Annotated in this window: 14 protein-coding genes, 1 tRNA gene and 1 pseudogene; 11 read left to right on the top strand and 5 right to left on the bottom strand. The window is 33.6% G+C overall.

Translation table 11 applies throughout. The features are described from left to right. Positions 1–31 precede the first annotated feature (31 nt). The 11 genes and pseudogenes from IPH11_19045 (at position 32) to IPH11_18995 (ending at position 10030) form a co-directional block, all read left to right on the top strand. The gene (locus tag IPH11_19045; protein MBK6915651.1) at positions 32–562 is read left to right on the top strand and encodes a hypothetical protein; all 531 of its coding nucleotides are present in this window, start codon (positions 32–34) and stop codon (positions 560–562) included. Further along, positions 552–824: a hypothetical protein gene (locus IPH11_19040; GenBank protein MBK6915650.1), complete on the top strand. Its 273-nt coding sequence runs from the start codon at positions 552–554 to the stop codon at positions 822–824. Before IPH11_19045 ends, IPH11_19040 begins: the two co-directional genes overlap by 11 nt. Further along, positions 821–1251, top strand: a pseudogene (locus tag IPH11_19035) (3-dehydroquinate dehydratase). The gene IPH11_19040 and the pseudogene IPH11_19035 overlap by 4 nt, the downstream one beginning before the upstream one ends. Continuing rightward, entirely contained in the window at positions 1248–1931 is a 684-nt protein-coding gene (locus tag IPH11_19030) for a TIGR02253 family HAD-type hydrolase (protein MBK6915649.1), read from the top strand. Before IPH11_19035 ends, IPH11_19030 begins: the two are co-directional and overlap by 4 nt. A 90-nt stretch (positions 1932–2021) precedes the next feature. Further along, positions 2022–2423 carry a MerR family transcriptional regulator gene (locus IPH11_19025; GenBank protein MBK6915648.1) on the top strand — a complete coding sequence of 134 codons (402 nt, stop codon included), beginning with the start codon at positions 2022–2024 and terminating at the stop codon, positions 2421–2423. A gap of 2 nt (positions 2424–2425) precedes the next feature. Beyond that, positions 2426–2499: transfer RNA gene (locus IPH11_19020), tRNA-Pro, on the top strand. A 106-nt stretch (positions 2500–2605) separates the two neighbouring features. Next, a complete protein-coding gene (locus tag IPH11_19015) occupies positions 2606–4093 on the top strand; it encodes an amidophosphoribosyltransferase (GenBank protein MBK6915647.1) in 1488 nt (495 codons plus the stop codon). Continuing rightward, positions 4083–8306, top strand: coding sequence for a S8 family serine peptidase (locus IPH11_19010; protein MBK6915646.1), 4224 nt, complete (start codon positions 4083–4085; stop codon positions 8304–8306). Before IPH11_19015 ends, IPH11_19010 begins: the two co-directional genes overlap by 11 nt. After that, on the top strand, positions 8303–8875 hold the full coding sequence (locus IPH11_19005; protein ID MBK6915645.1) for a CDP-alcohol phosphatidyltransferase family protein: 573 nt from the start codon (positions 8303–8305) through the stop codon (positions 8873–8875). Before IPH11_19010 ends, IPH11_19005 begins: the two co-directional genes overlap by 4 nt. 3 nt (positions 8876–8878) lie before the next feature. Then, the gene (gene ftsY, locus IPH11_19000) at positions 8879–9796 is read left to right on the top strand and encodes a signal recognition particle-docking protein FtsY (GenBank protein MBK6915644.1); all 918 of its coding nucleotides are present in this window, start codon (positions 8879–8881) and stop codon (positions 9794–9796) included. A 33-nt stretch (positions 9797–9829) separates the two neighbouring features. Next, complete coding sequence (locus IPH11_18995; protein MBK6915643.1) at positions 9830–10030, top strand: hypothetical protein; 201 nt, start codon at positions 9830–9832, stop codon at positions 10028–10030. Between the two features lie 45 nt (positions 10031–10075). Here IPH11_18995 and IPH11_18990 read toward each other — a convergent pair whose 3' ends face one another. From IPH11_18990 to IPH11_18970, 5 genes are read right to left on the bottom strand one after another with little or no spacing between them, the layout of a single operon-like run. After that, positions 10076–12175, bottom strand: coding sequence for a chloride channel protein (locus IPH11_18990; GenBank protein MBK6915642.1), 2100 nt, complete (start codon positions 12173–12175; stop codon positions 10076–10078). 11 nt (positions 12176–12186) lie between these two features. Beyond that, a complete protein-coding gene (locus IPH11_18985; protein MBK6915641.1) occupies positions 12187–13029 on the bottom strand; it encodes a 3-hydroxybutyryl-CoA dehydrogenase in 843 nt (280 codons plus the stop codon). Between the two features lie 17 nt (positions 13030–13046). Continuing rightward, on the bottom strand, positions 13047–14228 hold the full coding sequence (locus IPH11_18980) for an acetyl-CoA C-acetyltransferase (protein ID MBK6915640.1): 1182 nt from the start codon (positions 14226–14228) through the stop codon (positions 13047–13049). Position 14229: 1 nt separating this feature from the next. Then, positions 14230–15372, bottom strand: a complete 1143-nt coding sequence (locus IPH11_18975) for a hypothetical protein (GenBank protein MBK6915639.1) — start codon at positions 15370–15372, stop codon at positions 14230–14232. A 12-nt stretch (positions 15373–15384) separates the two neighbouring features. Further along, the gene (locus IPH11_18970; GenBank protein ID MBK6915638.1) at positions 15385–15606 is read right to left on the bottom strand and encodes a DUF2795 domain-containing protein; all 222 of its coding nucleotides are present in this window, start codon (positions 15604–15606) and stop codon (positions 15385–15387) included. Positions 15607–15609 lie beyond the last annotated feature (3 nt).

The following is a 15609-nucleotide window of genomic DNA, read 5'->3' as shown; positions in this document are numbered from 1 at the left end:
TATTTTACTATAAAAATTATTGAATTATTTTATGAAGAAACTATCAAAATTATCTAAAATATTTTTATTTCTTGCTGTACTTAGTGCAATAATCTGGGTTGGATCAGCAGTAACACGGCAATTGATTACGTATCAATTATTTGAGGGACCTGAGCTGAATTTTAAGTCATACGTTACGGAGCAGAATTTGCACGGTATCTATGAAACTATTTTACCTGCGGTAACTATTACGTTTGTTTCATATTGTGTATTTATAATCTCATTTATTCTTTTTCTAATTATCGCTAGAATAAACTTAAAACATTATGGATGGTTCTTGATCATTACGATAATTGTATTCATCCTAATGCCTTTTGAAATTTATCTGATGTCAATTGATTTTAAGATGATTTCACTTTTAAATTCCGGTAATTTTGAGACTAACATTATAACCAATCTTATCCTATCTCGATTTAAAGTTTTGGGCAGTTTTACTATAATTGAGATACTTTGCTATTTAGCTTTTGTTTACTTCATATTATTTAGACCGCTGCAAGTAATTCCTAAGCAAAATGAAAATTAAAGAGAAGGAATTCGAAGAAATTATTGGTGAGCTAAAGGAAGTTGCAAGACAGCTTGGAGCAGAAGTACGTTTTGAAAAAGGAGATTTTAAAGGCGGCTATTGTTTGTTAAAAGAAAACAGAGTTATAGTCATTAATAAAATGGCAAATCTTCAGAGAAAAATTTCTATACTTTCTGTGGCACTAAAAGAATTAGGTATTGATAAAATATTTTTAACTCCAAAATTACGAGAGATAATTGATGAAATGACTGAGCTGAAATGAATATAGTAGTAATCAACGGACCAAATTTAAATTTTCTGGGTGAACGCGATCCTGAAAAGTATGGTTCTTTATCCCTTAAAGTAATTGAAGATAAATTAAGGACTGAATTCCCTGATCATTTTTTTGATTTTTTCAATCAAATATGGAAGGTGAGTTGGTAAGTAAGATTCAGGGTTGTCAAAGCGATGCAGACGGTTTGATCATAAATCCCGGGGGATATGCACACACATCGGTTGTAATTAAAGACGCACTCTCGTTGTTAAAAATCCCTAAGGTGGAAGTACATCTTTCACACTTAGTCAATAGAGAAAATTTCAGGCAAACATTGTTAACTGCTTCTTCTTGTGATGGTTATTTATCCGGGTTTAAACATTTTGGTTATATTGCCGCAGCTTATCTTCTAATAAAAATTTCAGGTTCAAAATGATTCGAGCAATCGTATTCGATTTGGACAATACTTTGGTTGATTTCATGAAAATGAAAAAAAGATCAATCGAGGAGGCGATACCGGCAATGATAGATGCAGGTTTACCAATAACCTATAAAGAGTGTGATGATTTTATAAGTGAGATTTATAAAGAGCAAGGAATAGAGTATCAGCGAGTGTTCGATATGTTGCTTCAGCGCGTTCTTCAACATGTTGATTACAAAATACTTTCAGCAGGGATAATAGCTTACCGCAGAGCACGTGAAGCAGCCCTGATTCCTTATCCTCATGTTTATTCAACATTGAATAAGTTATTAAAAAGCGGAATTAAACTTGGAATTTTATCTGATGCTCCGACAAAAGAAGCCTGGTTAAGGTTAGCACAATTAAATTTTATCCATACCTTTGATGCAGTTGTTACTTTTAACGACACAGGAGAACGAAAGCCCCATCCTGCACCATTTAAAGCGATTCTTAACAAACTCAATGTAAAACCTGAAGAAACTTTGATGATTGGAGATTGGGCTGAGAGGGACATTCTCGGGGCAAAAAATGCCGGTATGAAAACCGCTTTTGCGAAATATGGCGACACATTTAATACCCAAGATCATGGTGCTGATTTTGAATTAAACGATATTTCTGAACTCGTTGGCATTATCAATGAGGAAAACCATTTATAAATTTTACCTAAGAATTTATCTCAGGTAAAAGATTAAACTTGATATTATTTTAACTATTAATTAAGTTAGCTCTATAGATTAATTAAGCAAATGAAAGATTTATCAATTAAAAAACTTTACTATTCAATCAGCGAAGTCAGTAAAATCGTTGACGTTGAACAATATGTACTTAGGTATTGGGAAACTGAATTCGAACAACTCAGTCCTCAAAAAAATAGAGCTGGAAATAGAATTTATACAAATAAAGAGATTCAACTAATATTAAAAATTAAAAATCTTTTAAGAGACAAAAAGTTTACAATCGAAGGTGCAAAAAAGATACTTGAAAATAGTTTAACACATGTTGATTCAGATAATATCGAAACAAATAAAATTACTGAACCAATTGAAAGTATTGAAAATAATTCTAACACTGGTGATGAAATTCATGATATAAAAATTGATTTAGCTGAAATAAAAGTTTTTCTGCAATCACTATTTACAAAATTATAATTCGGAACGTAGCGCAGCCCGGTAGCGTACTTGAATGGGGTTCAAGGGGTCGCGGGTTCAAATCCCGCCGTTCCGACTTTAAAGGTACTGACTTAAGTACCTTTTTTATTTTCAAATCCACGAATATTTTTCTAATGCTTTTATTTAATATTACCACAAATATTTAGACATAACTAATAATGATGAATAACTATTCTCTTTCTGAAAATGCAAATAGCTATTGCGGCATTTTCGGTATTTTTAATTCTCCAACGGCTTCGTTTGATACTTATTACGGTTTACATGCTTTACAACATAGGGGGCAGGAAGCATGCGGTATTGTAACCAGAAGCTTTTCTGATAATGAAAAACCTCTTTTCAATATTCATAAAGGTGATGGTCTTGTTTCCGAGGTATTTGCAGATCAAAATATTCTTAAAGAATTTTTACCCGGTGACGCTGCAATTGGACATAATAGATATTCAACCACAGGTTCTTCGAAATCCCGTAAGAATATACAGCCGTTCATTGTGAATTATCGTTTGGGTAACCTTGCCGTTGCACACAATGGAAATCTTACAAATGCAAAACAACTTCGTGATGAGTTGGTAAATGAAGGATCCATTTTCCAAACTACAAGTGATACGGAAGTGATACTTCATCTTATTGCAAGATCAAGGTTGGCTAAGCAGGAAGACCAGATTATTGAAGCTTTAAAAAGAATTGAAGGCGCTTTCTGTTTAGTGATTTTAACCGATGATAAATTAATTGCCGCTCGCGATCCCTATGGATTTAGACCTCTATCATTAGGTAAATTAAATGGTTCCTTTGTCGTTGCATCTGAAACCTGTGCATTTGATATCAATAACGCTGCTTTTTTGCGTGAGGTCGAACCAGGTGAAATGATAATTATTGACCGGGAGACTGCCTCCGAAGGTAGGGTTAATTCAATTCACTATGCGGAAAAATTAGCACATCAGAAACACTGCATATTTGAATACATCTATTTTTCTCGACCAGACAGTTTTATTTTTGGACATAATGTAGATAAGATGAGAAGAAGGTTAGGTAAAACTCTTGCACGCAATCATCCGGTAGTTGATAAGGATGGGGATAAAGTCATAGTTATCAGCGTACCAGACAGCTCTAACACGACTGCACTCGGTTATCAATCCGAGCTTGAAAAACAAGGGATAAATTCTAAATTAGAAATTGGATTGATTAGAAGTCATTACATTGGCAGAACATTTATTCAACCGGGCCAAGCAAATAGAGAAATTGGTGTTCGAATAAAATTCAATACTGTAAAAGGAGTTTTGGAGGGAAGAACTGTTGTTGTGATTGATGATTCGATTGTGCGGGGAACTACTTCGAAGCAGCTTATTAAATTAATTCGTGAAGCAAATCCAAAATCCATTCACTTTAGAGTTTCATCTGCCCCTATTATGCATCCATGTTATTATGGCATGGATTTCCCGAGCGAACAAGAATTAATTGCCAATCGTTTAAAAGGAAATATCAAAGAAATTGAAAAATATTTAGAAGTTGATAGTTTAGAATATCTTTCAATTCAAGAAATGCTGCAAGCGGTAGCCGAGGCTGAGGAAGAAAATTTTTGTACAGCTTGCTTCTCCGGTAATTATCCAACAAAAATTGACCTAAATTTTAAGAAAGATATTTATGAAATTTAATTATTTCTTTATCGTTACGTTGATTTTAACTATTTCTAATTTTGCTCAGACCACTTACTTTATTAAGTATAAAAATTCAATTTCACTTGCGGCAGTTGATCAAAAAGTTTCTGAGCAAAAAATAAGTGAAGTACTTACAAACCGACCGGTTTCACTTCCTTCATTCAATATGAATTATCTTGCAAAAGGGTTGGGCAGGGGAGATGAAGTTCTTGGCAGAATTGTTAAAGTTCAATTCTCAGAAAATGTTGAAGAAGAAAAATTAATTTCTATTCTTTCATCTGATACTGATATTGAATACATTCAAAAATCTATTAATTACTCGATGGACATAATTCCTAACGATAGTTTAATTTCGCAGCAGTGGGCATTGGAAAAAATTGATGCTTTCGATGCGTGGAATATTACACAAGGTGCCGACACAGTTTTGCTTGGGATAATAGACACGGGAATTGATTACAATCATATTGAACTAAAAAATAAAATTTTTTTTAATACAGGTGAAGTTGGCACTGACAATCTGGGCAGAGATAAGCAAACCAATAATATTGATGATGATGGAAATGGATTTATTGATGACTATCGTGGATGGGATTTTACTGATCGTGTTGGCTTTCCCTTTGATTCTACGGGCGGTGATTATTTGAACTGGGATAATAATCCAATTGATGAAAATGGACATGGAACATACATCGCAGGTATTGCAGGTGCTGAGTCAAATAATATTTCCGGTATTTCTGGAACAGCCCCAAAAATTAAATTATTAAACTTACGCGCTTTTGATCCTTCTGGCTATGGAGAAGAGGATGATGTTGCCGCAGCAATTCTCTATGCTGTGCAATCCGGTGCAAAAATTATTAATATGAGTTTCGGAGATAATAGCTTTTCATTTGTCCTGAAAGATGTGATTCAATTTGCTTATTCGCAAAATGTCGTATTAGTTGGAAGTGCCGGTAATTCAGGCTCACCTGATCCACACTACCCATCGGGTTATTCAGAAGTTATTGCAGTTGGCAATTCAACTCAAGAGGATTTTGTCTCGTCAAATTCTAATTATGGTTCAACAATTGACCTGGTTGCTCCTGGAACTCTTATTCTAACTACAGATCGGGATAATAATTATGCAGTAATTACCGGCACATCTGCTTCGTCACCATTTGTTTCTGCCGCTGCAGGATTAATTTTATCGCTTCAAAATTTCACGAACGAAGAAATTAAGCAAATTCTAAAATCAACTTCTGAAGATATAGATTCACCAGGCTGGGATTTAAAAAGTGGTGCGGGTAGATTAAATCTATTTAATGCTGTATCTGTGGTTGCACCTTCAGTTATTAAATTCCATTATCCGCTTCAAGATTTTTCAACTTTGAATGATACCATCTCGATTTATGCTTCTGTTCTTTCACCTTATTTCATAAGTTATAAATTATACTATGGACCTGGATTTAATCCAGATGATTGGAATACTTTAATCGAAAACGGAGTAAATCAATTTTCAAACCAGAAAATATTTACACTCGATATTTCTAATTTACCTGATACTGTTTACACTTTAAGATTAGAAGTTCAATTAAATAACGGGCGGACATTGGAAGAAAGGATTAACTTTCACATCAATAGAACACCCCCTGTTGTTCAGCTTGTTTCAATTGTTCCGGCGTTTTATGGTGAAAAAACAACCGTGCTTGCTTCACTGTATTCTGATCAGTCGAGCACGGCAAAAATGTTTTATAAAAAATTTGGAGATATTAATTATAATTTCATTACACTCGATGGTTTTACAATTAATAACAAGTTTGTAAAACAATTACACTATGGATTTATTCCTAAACAATTAGTCGAGCAAAACTCACAATATGAAATTTATTTTGAAGTTGAAAATCTTGTCGGTCTAAAAACAGAGATTAAAAATGATGGACAAAATTTTTTGGTAAACACAGATTATAACGCTGCATTTGCCTCCGAAGAAATTCTTCCATTTAATTTACCTGCCGGCGAAATATACCGTAACCCGATTTCTTTAACTTCCAATGATGCGAAGGAGATTGTCCTGCGCGAATTCGACACACCAAAAACCTCTTTCATTTATAAATGGCAACAAGGATTCAATTCTGAATGGCTACAAAAAGAAGATTCATTAAGTGATCAAATTGTTAAGGACTTTGGTGATTTTAACAATAATCAGAAAAAAGACATGCTCACTTATTTTGTTTATGATGGATTTTTCTATGAACAGGCAGATACTTTTTCCTCTCATATGATTCAAAAATTTTCTCGAGTTGGTGAACGCTTCTGGCCTGTGTTTGCTAAAGATGTGGATGGAGACGGTCTTACCAATTTAATGGTTTTGGACAGCGACACTTCAGCAGCCATTTATAATATTGGCAGTGATTTTTCAATTAGTAATAAAAAATCGTTGGTAAACTTTACTGCTAATGGATTTGGCGGTCAGGTTTTTGATTCTCCTAACGCTCTATTAGTGGATATGAATAGTGACGGAAAAAATGAAATCTGGTTCGTTGATACTGATGGCGACATTTTTAATTATGATATTGTTAGCGCCGGTAATTATCAGCAGGGAAGTGTTATCGAAACCGGGTTTTTGAGTTCGTCTTCTTTTTTAACAAGCGGTGATTATGATGGTGATGGAACAATTGATATGGCAGTCCTTCTCCATTCAATTGAGGAGATTGATATAGCACCATTTTATAGATTAATAGTTTTCAACTTAAAGAACGATCAATTTAATGTGTTGTATGACCAGGGTCTTATTGATGCATCAATCGAATTTAATTCGACGTTTCAGAAATCTGAACAAGCAATACGATTTGCAGATATTGATAATGATGGGAAAGATGAATTGCTCGCTTTTGTATTTCCTTATTCCTATATTTTAAAGCTAAAGGATGGTGCAACAAAAATAATATCATTTAAAGAAAATATAAATTCAAATACAATTTTTGTAGGTGATCTGAATACAAATAATATCTTGGAAATAGGATTTCCGACTTCTAACGGAATTACTTTCTCTGAGTTTTCACTTACTGATCAGCCTTCGGTGCCTAACAATTTAACTGGATTCAGTTTAAATGAAAACTCTATCAAATTGAATTGGAGCGGGAACGCGAATTCATACAGGATTTACAGGGGAACTGAGGAAAACTACCAATCCTTTATTGATTCAACTGATTCACACGAATATCTTGATTTTAATTTGAATGTTAACGAAGATTATTTTTATTCTTTGGAAGGAGTTGACTACTCCAAGACCTACCCTTATTCGTCGCGAAGTTCTGTGATAAAAGTATTTACCCATTTACCGGCAAAGCTGCAATCGGCAGAAAGTAAAAGTTCAAAATCTGTAGTTGTCAGATTTTCAGAAAGAGTGAATACAACGATTGAAAATCTTGAGTCTTTTGAAATTAAAAATTTTGGATTTCCAAACTCAATTTCACCTAATGATCAATTTTCATATTTGCTTTCTTTCAAAAATAATTTACCTTTAGGTTCGAACACTCTTTATGTAAATAATTTGAAAGATGATTATGGGTCGCCTATCGAAAGTGATTCAATTTCATTTATTGTGAATGATATAATTGAGATTGAAGATTTCTTTATCTCCTCGTTTGATATAATTGATCAAAATAATGTTAAACTAATTTTCAATCTGGAATTAGATGAAAATTCAATAAATGATTTATCTAATTATAGATTTAATCCCGATAATAAAGTCGTCTCTGCAAAACTAGATCCTGCCGATAAAAAGGTACTCTACTTAACAATAGATAAAAACAAACCGGTTGGTTCTATTGGTATTCAATATACCTTGCAATTAAAAAACATTTTCTCTTCAAATATAACCGGGAATATTGCCATTGGGGAAGGTGCTGGAAGTTATATCGTATTAACCAAGTTTGCAGAAAATCTTGATAATGTTTTTGTCTATCCTAATCCTGTAAGAGCTGATGAAACCGGATTAAAAATGACTTTTGCCAATCTACCGCAGTACGCTAAAGTAACCATCTGGACAATTGACGGGGTCAAAATAAATGAACTTGAGGAAAAGAACGGGGATGGGGGCTTGGAATTTAATCTTCGCAATTTCAACGGAGATGAAATCGGATCAGGTATTTATTTTTATCGAGTGATTAAACAGGACGAGCTTGGTGAAGAACTTGAAGAAAAAATTGGAAAGTTTGCCGTAATTAAATGATAGTTCAAATTAATAAAATATATACGAAATCTAATCTGTTAAGTTTTTTCAGATTGCTTCTTGCCATACCGATGTGGTTTGTTCTGGATTACCTTCAGGAGCCAGTGTGGAGATATGTGGCATTTTCAATTTGCATTCTTATCGCCTATACTGATATAATGGATGGAAGACTCGCAAGAAAATATAATGAAGTGACTGAGCTTGGAAAGATAATTGATCCACTCGCTGATAAAATTGCAGTTGCAGTAATAGTTACGAAACTGTTTCTACTAAATTTGATAACACCGTATTACATCATTTTGATTCTTCTGCGGGATGGATTAATTTTTTTAGGTGGAGTATTCGTTTCAAAGAAATTAGGCAAGGTTCTACCATCAAATATTCCAGGCAAAATTGCTGTATTTAATATTGGATTAGTGATTCTTCTAATCATTTTGCGAATTGATCAGAATGGTTTATTGTTTAAAAGTTTTTACTATTCCAGTATAACTCTTCTTTATTTATCATTTTCTATTTATCTGTTTCGCGCAGTACAAATTTTCAAACCAAACCTATTACAAAAAAAATAACAAATGGGAATATTTAAGAATATAAATTTGGGCAGGCTGAAAGAAGGTCTGTCCAAGACAAAGACAAAGCTTTTAAATTCGATCACAGAAGTTATTTCCGGGAAGGCTGTCATTGATGATAAAACTCTTGAAGAAATAGAAGAGATTCTGATTACTTCTGATATTGGCTATGAAACTTCGGTTCAAATTATTGATAATGTGAGAATTAAACTTCGGAGCACTTCGGATAGATCGAATACAAATCTGATTAGTGCGGTTAAAAGTGAACTGCATAACATCCTTAATTCAACCCCAAAAACAAATTTTGATGAAGAATTAATTAAATATAAACCCTACGTTATTCTTATAGTCGGTGTGAATGGAGCAGGGAAGACAACTACAATAGGTAAGCTATCTCATAATTTTAAGCGAGCCGGATTAAAAGTGATTGTCGGAGCTGCAGATACTTTTCGCGCAGCAGCAAATGAACAACTTGATGTATGGGCACAAAGAGCAAACGTAAAGATAGTAAGTGGTCAGCAAGGAAGTGACCCTGCAGCAGTTGCTTATGCTACGATTAATCAAGCTATTGAAGGAAGTTATGATGTTGTACTAATTGATACAGCCGGAAGACTTCACAATAAATCAAATTTGATGGATGAGCTGGGAAAGATAAATCGAGTTATCAATAAAAAACTGCAATATGCTCCGAATGAAATATTGCTTGTATTAGATGGAACTACCGGTCAAAATGCCATTAAGCAAGCAGAAGAATTTGGGAAAGTTGTAAAGTTAACTGGTCTCGTTTTAACAAAAATTGATGGAACTTCAAAAGGTGGTATTATTTTCCATATTACAAATAAATTAAAGATTCCGGTAAAATATATTGGCGTTGGTGAAAAAATTGATGACCTGCAAAATTTTGATCCGGAACTTTTGTAAATACTTTGATGAATTAGAAAGTTTTTTATGTTTATGAAAAAACCTCGACATAGAATTTTTGATTATCAACCAAGGTTTTACAAACCTGAAGATGATCCTCAAGAAAAAAAGAAAAAGAAATTAGGATTCTCACGCTCACGAAAGTTCACTACTAAGAAGAGGAGTAGTTATGGATTATTATTATTCATTGTGGTGGCAGTATTATTTTATCTAAAATATAAAGGCTATATCTGATAATTATCTAAGTTTACATAATATACATTATAGGACAAAATGAAGTTACATCTCACGAAAATGTTGAATCTTCTCATCCCGACCAAAAATGATCAAAATATCATTCTGGTTTAATAAATAATTTGCGTCTGGTTGCTTGATCTCTAATTTCGAGTTATCAACTAAAAATTCCGCAGCCTGTTTTATCATTAATATTTCTAATCCGAATTTATTTCGCAGACGCAAGTCTGATAAACTTTTTCCAATAAATTTTGACGGTACAGGTAATTCAATTATAGAGAACCCCTCACTTATTTTTATTGAGCTATATCGTTCGAGTGATCGAAATTCTCTAGCAAGTCCTTCAGCTAAATTATTCTTTAAACTTTCCCGGTTATATATTTCCAATACTTGCTGCCTTGTAATCGAGCCCAATATTATTGATGAATCTCCAGAACTAATCACTGGAAATTGATCATAGTTATATTTTGAAAATAATTTAAGAACATAATCGAGACTATCAGTTCCTTCTATAAAATATACATCCGGATTTATAATATCCTTCGCTACAATAACATCTTTCAAAGATTCATATTCTGTGATAATTGGACGAAGTTCGTTTTCCGAAATAATACCCGAAATCTTTCCTTCAGCATTAGTAGTATAAAAAGAACTATTGGGGTTTTCGATAAATTTTGAGGTTAACACGGGCAAGGATGTTTCGTCTGGTATTAATTCTATCGGATGTAACTCTATTTCTGAAACAAGAAGATCAGTAAGAATATTCTTTTCTGAAATATCAGTAAGCTTAAATCCCTCTGCTTCTAAATTTTTCACATGAACTGAGTTTCTCAAAATCAATTGTACAACGGTAGTACTAAATATAACTGCAAGCATCAATGGAAGTATAAAAGAATACTCCTGTGTCATTTCAAAAATTATCATAATCGCCGAGATAGGTATGGTATTGATCCCTCCAAGAACTGCACCCATTCCCACAAGAATCATTGTAGTTGTATCCACCGTAATTCCAAAAAAGATATTTAATAAAATGGTGAAGAGATATCCGAGGCAAGCTCCCATAAATAGCGATGGAGCAAATACACCGCCATAACCACCAGAATATAAGATTAATGGAACAAGTAAAAATTTTAGACCAAGCAATACTAAAACTATTTTCCAGGTTAATGAAATTGCTAAAATTTCGTTGATAGATGAATATCCAATGCCATAAATTTCTTTGAAGTAAAAGCCTGCAAGCCCAACCAAAATCCCTACGAAAGACATCACTAGCCATTGAGGAATTTTTGATGTATATATTTTTTTAAGAAATAATCTTTTTACAATAGCTGAATACTTGATAAAGGATAAGGATAAAAAACCGCTGACCAGTCCAAGTAAAATATAATAAATGAGGTGAGAATATTGTTCAAAAGCATTAACAGAGAAAATAAAAATAGATTCATTGCCTAAAAATATTCGTGAAATTGTACTTGCTGTAACTGAAGCAATAATTAAAGAAGAAAAAGTAGCTGTCCGAAAATCATTCAATAAAACAATTTCCAGTGCAAAAAATACTCCTCCAAGGGGTGTGTTAAATATCGCAGCAATAGCTGCACCTGCTCCAGCCGCTGTATAGATTTTTCTTCTTTCATCGGTAAAATTAAATATTTGTGAAATTTTACTTGAGATACCCCCGCCTAATTGCGCCGCCGGACCTTCCGGGCCTAATGTACCACCTGAGCCGATACACACTACGGGTGCAATAAAATGGAACAAAGTTGTTCTAAAAGGTATGAATGCATTCCTTGTAGCAACCGATTTTATAATTTCTGAGACCCCCTTTTGCTTTGCGATATTAGGCGAGGACCTGATCATAAATGATTGAATCAACATTCCAATCGCAGGTAAAAATATTACCGAGGCGGCTCCTAAAAAGTATAGTCCATCTTTTGTTTTTTCAAAGAATATCTTATTGAAAAACTCAATTGAATTGTGAAAAAAAACCGCTGCTAAACCGACTGCAATTCCTATCAGTAAGGAGAAAAGAGTGAATGAAGTGTACTCTGGAAATGAAAATCTATTAAAGTATTTTCTGAACCAGCGTTGGGCGTTTCTAATTTTAATTAAATATTTCTGTAAATATTTTCTTTTGACTGATTTCAATCAGGACCATTTTAGTATTTAAAAAAACCTTCTTTTGTTTTCCTGCCGAGTTTTCCCGCTGCCACCATTTTTTTTAACAAAGGGCAAGGTCTGTATTTTGAATCATTGAAGCCAGTATAAAGTACATTCATAATGGCAAGGCAAACATCAAGCCCGATAAAATCAGCAAGTGTCAAAGGTCCCATGGGATGATTCATACCCAACTTCATTACAACATCGATATCTTCGGCTGATGCTACCCCTTCCATTAAAGTAAAAATCGCTTCATTGATCATCGGCATTAATATTCGATTTGAAATGAACCCTGGATAATCAAATACTTCCACCGGTGTTTTTTCAAGTTGCAATGATAAGTTTTTTATAGTTTGAAATGTCTCGTCGCTTGTTGAATAACCTCTAATAATTTCAACAAGTTTCATTACAGGAACTGGATTCATGAAATGCATTCCAATGAATTTATCAGGGCGATTTTTACTGGATAATTCTGTAATTGAAATGGATGAAGTATTTGAAGCAAAAATACAATTTTGATTCAGCGTACTATCTAAGGATTTGAAAATATTTAATTTAGCATCTTTATTTTCATAAATAGCTTCTATAACCAAATCAGTGTTTTCAGGAATACTTTCAATTCCAATAGTTGGGATGATATGATTTAATATTTCGGATTTTCTCTCTTCGACTAAAATTCCTTTTTTTACCTGACGATCTATATTACCGTTGATAGTCGCCATAGCTTTTTCAATTAATTGGTTGTTCATTTCGACAAGATGAACTTTGAAATTATACTGCGCAAAAACGTGGGCAATACCATTACCCATAGTTCCGCCTCCGATTACAGCAATATTTTTAATATCCATTTAGTGACCCCTTAACTATTAAAATTTTTAATTAATAAAGCAGATGCCTCTCCCCCTCCAATACACAAGGAAGCGACACCATAGATAGAATTTCTTTTTTTCATTTCATAAATCAATGTAGTTAAAATTCTTGCACCGCTGGCACCTATCGGATGACCAAGTGCGACTGCTCCGCCATTTACATTTATCTTATCAGGGTTAAGAGCAAGAATTTTATTTACCGCTAATGAAACTACAGCAAATGCTTCGTTGATCTCGAATAAATCTATGTCAGAAACTTTTAGATTTGATTTGTTTAAAAGTTTCGATATAGCATCTGCAGGTGCAGTAGTAAACTCTATTGGAGCTTTTGCCGCAGAACTCTGTGCAATTATTTCTACTAAAGGTTTAAACCCAAGTTCAATTGCTTTTTCCTCAGACATAACTAACAATGCTGATGCACCGTCATTGATACTGGAAGCATTGGCTGCTGTAACTACACCATCCTTCTGAAATACAGGCTTTAGTGCGGGTATCTTTCCAAAATTAACTTTTTGTGGCTCTTCATCTTTATCAAAAACTACGGAACCAGATTTGTTAGAAATTGTGACTTTTGTAATTTCATTCTCAAATCTACCCGAATTCTGAGCGTCAAGTGCTTTCCTATATGATGCGGCTGCAAACTCATCCAATTCATTTCTTGTGAAGTGAAAGTCTTTAGCGCATTTTTCGGCACAACTTCCCATGTGAATATTGTTGTACTTATCCCATAATCCATCATAAACTACTGTATCAACAATTTCTCCATTGCCAAGTCTATATCCATTTCTCGCCTTTGGTAGGACATAGGGTGAATTTGTCATACTTTCTTGTCCACCTGCGATTATTATTTCTGCATCACCGACAATTATAGCCTGAGCAGCTAACATTACGGCTTTAAGTCCACTACCGCACATCTTATTAACCGTTAGGCACTCGGTGTGATCGGTAAGTCCGGCAAAAATTGCAGCTTGACGAGCAGGAGCCTGCCCCATCCCTGAGGTAAGTACGTTACCCATTATCACTTCGTCAATTGATTTGACATCAATCCGTGATTCTTCAATTAGACTTTTGATTACGATGCTTCCTAATTCACTTGCACTAAATGGGGAAAGTGATCCATTAAAACTTCCGATTGGAGTTCTTTTAGCATGTGTTATTACTACTTTTTTCATTTCAGCCTCTAATTTTCTGGGTTGATTTATCTGTTCTGATTCCGGTTTCAACTGTAAATTTTCCGAGCTCCACAGCCAAATCTGAAATTAGAATATTAAGGTTAATATTTTTTGAGCAAAGAGAAATTAAATTTTCAATCTTTGTTACAATTTTTAGATATTTTATTTCTGGAAATTTAGTCAAAAATTTTTGAAAAGTTTCTTTGTGATTTACGAAAAAAGAAATTTCTTTTTGAACTTTAAACTTTTGAAGATCGTTAAACCATCTTAAGATCAAGAATAAGAGTAGTTTAAAAGAATCTATATCATTTGCAACAATTTTATTTATTTCATCGATTGCTGAATGAAACTTTCTGCCCAGAGAAAATCGCAGTATGACTATTGTTCTATTTAAAAAATCTTCAAAATCAATACCCTCAATGAAGAGAAATTCATTTATCGAACCCAAGGAGAAGGCTGCATAATTTTCTGCTTGCACTTTACTGTAATTAAAATATTTAGTCAGAATAGATGTTATATTTTCATTTTTCAGGAAATTGAATTTAATCTCCCAGCAACGCGATCTAATAGTTTCGCGAAGCATATCTGGTTTGCATGTAATTAAAATGAATATTACACCGCTTGGAGGTTCTTCAAGATTCTTGAGCAAAGCATTTTGTGATTCCTCATTCATGAGGTGCGCATCAGAGATAATAACCGTTCTGTAATTTACATCTAAATAACTCATTGATATAAATTTTCGCAAATCCCTGATGCTATTTACCTTTATTAAATTAGCTTTAGGTATGGATATTTTATAATAGGGATTACTAATTTTTTTTTGAAGTTCATCTTTGACTGAAGTCATCTCATCTGAATTTAGTTTTTCATAGGGAGAGGATTCATTATCTTCATTTTTCCCTCTTGGTAAAGGGAAAATATATTTTACAAACGGCTCGGCAAGATTCGAGATTTGACTGATTACATCTTCAGAATTGTGAGTTGAATTTAATTCTTTTGAAAAACATAAGGCTGCATTTTCTTTACCTAAACCATTTTCACCTGTAAACAAAAATGCGTGGGGTATTTTATCGGAATTTAAAAAATTTGAAAGAAGTTTTACTACTTTTGGTTGACCTACTATCTGATCAAGATATTTTAACACGGTTATGGCTAATTAGTAATCATCTTCATTATAAAAGAAATCTTCATCCGATGGATAATCAGGCCAGATATCTTCAATGGATTCATAAGGCTCATCAGAATCATCAAGCTCCATTAAATTTTCGAGCACTTCATAGGGTGCGCCGATTCTTTCGGTATATTCGATTAACTCTTCTTTAGTAGCGGGCCAAGGTGCATCATCTAAATATGATGCTAATTCAACAGTCCAAATCATTTA

Source organism: Ignavibacteriales bacterium (assembly GCA_016709155.1).
Taxonomy (GTDB): Bacteria; Bacteroidota; Ignavibacteria; order Ignavibacteriales; family Ignavibacteriaceae; genus JADJEI01.
The sequence above is the reverse complement of the archived record's forward strand: the minus strand, read 5'-3'. Positions and strand labels throughout refer to the sequence as shown.

Coding starts and splice junctions, on each gene's coding strand:
- IPH11_19045 (MBK6915651.1), top strand. CDS start 32: ATGAAGAAACTATCAAAATTATCTAAAATATTTTTATTTCTTGCTGTA.
- IPH11_19040 (MBK6915650.1), top strand. CDS start 552: ATGAAAATTAAAGAGAAGGAATTCGAAGAAATTATTGGTGAGCTAAAG.
- IPH11_19030 (MBK6915649.1), top strand. CDS start 1,248: ATGATTCGAGCAATCGTATTCGATTTGGACAATACTTTGGTTGATTTC.
- IPH11_19025 (MBK6915648.1), top strand. CDS start 2,022: ATGAAAGATTTATCAATTAAAAAACTTTACTATTCAATCAGCGAAGTC.
- IPH11_19015 (MBK6915647.1), top strand. CDS start 2,606: ATGAATAACTATTCTCTTTCTGAAAATGCAAATAGCTATTGCGGCATT.
- IPH11_19010 (MBK6915646.1), top strand. CDS start 4,083: ATGAAATTTAATTATTTCTTTATCGTTACGTTGATTTTAACTATTTCT.
- IPH11_19005 (MBK6915645.1), top strand. CDS start 8,303: ATGATAGTTCAAATTAATAAAATATATACGAAATCTAATCTGTTAAGT.
- ftsY (MBK6915644.1), top strand. CDS start 8,879: ATGGGAATATTTAAGAATATAAATTTGGGCAGGCTGAAAGAAGGTCTG.
- IPH11_18995 (MBK6915643.1), top strand. CDS start 9,830: ATGAAAAAACCTCGACATAGAATTTTTGATTATCAACCAAGGTTTTAC.
- IPH11_18980 (MBK6915640.1), bottom strand. CDS start 14,228: ATGAAAAAAGTAGTAATAACACATGCTAAAAGAACTCCAATCGGAAGT.
- IPH11_18970 (MBK6915638.1), bottom strand. CDS start 15,606: ATGATTTGGACTGTTGAATTAGCATCATATTTAGATGATGCACCTTGG.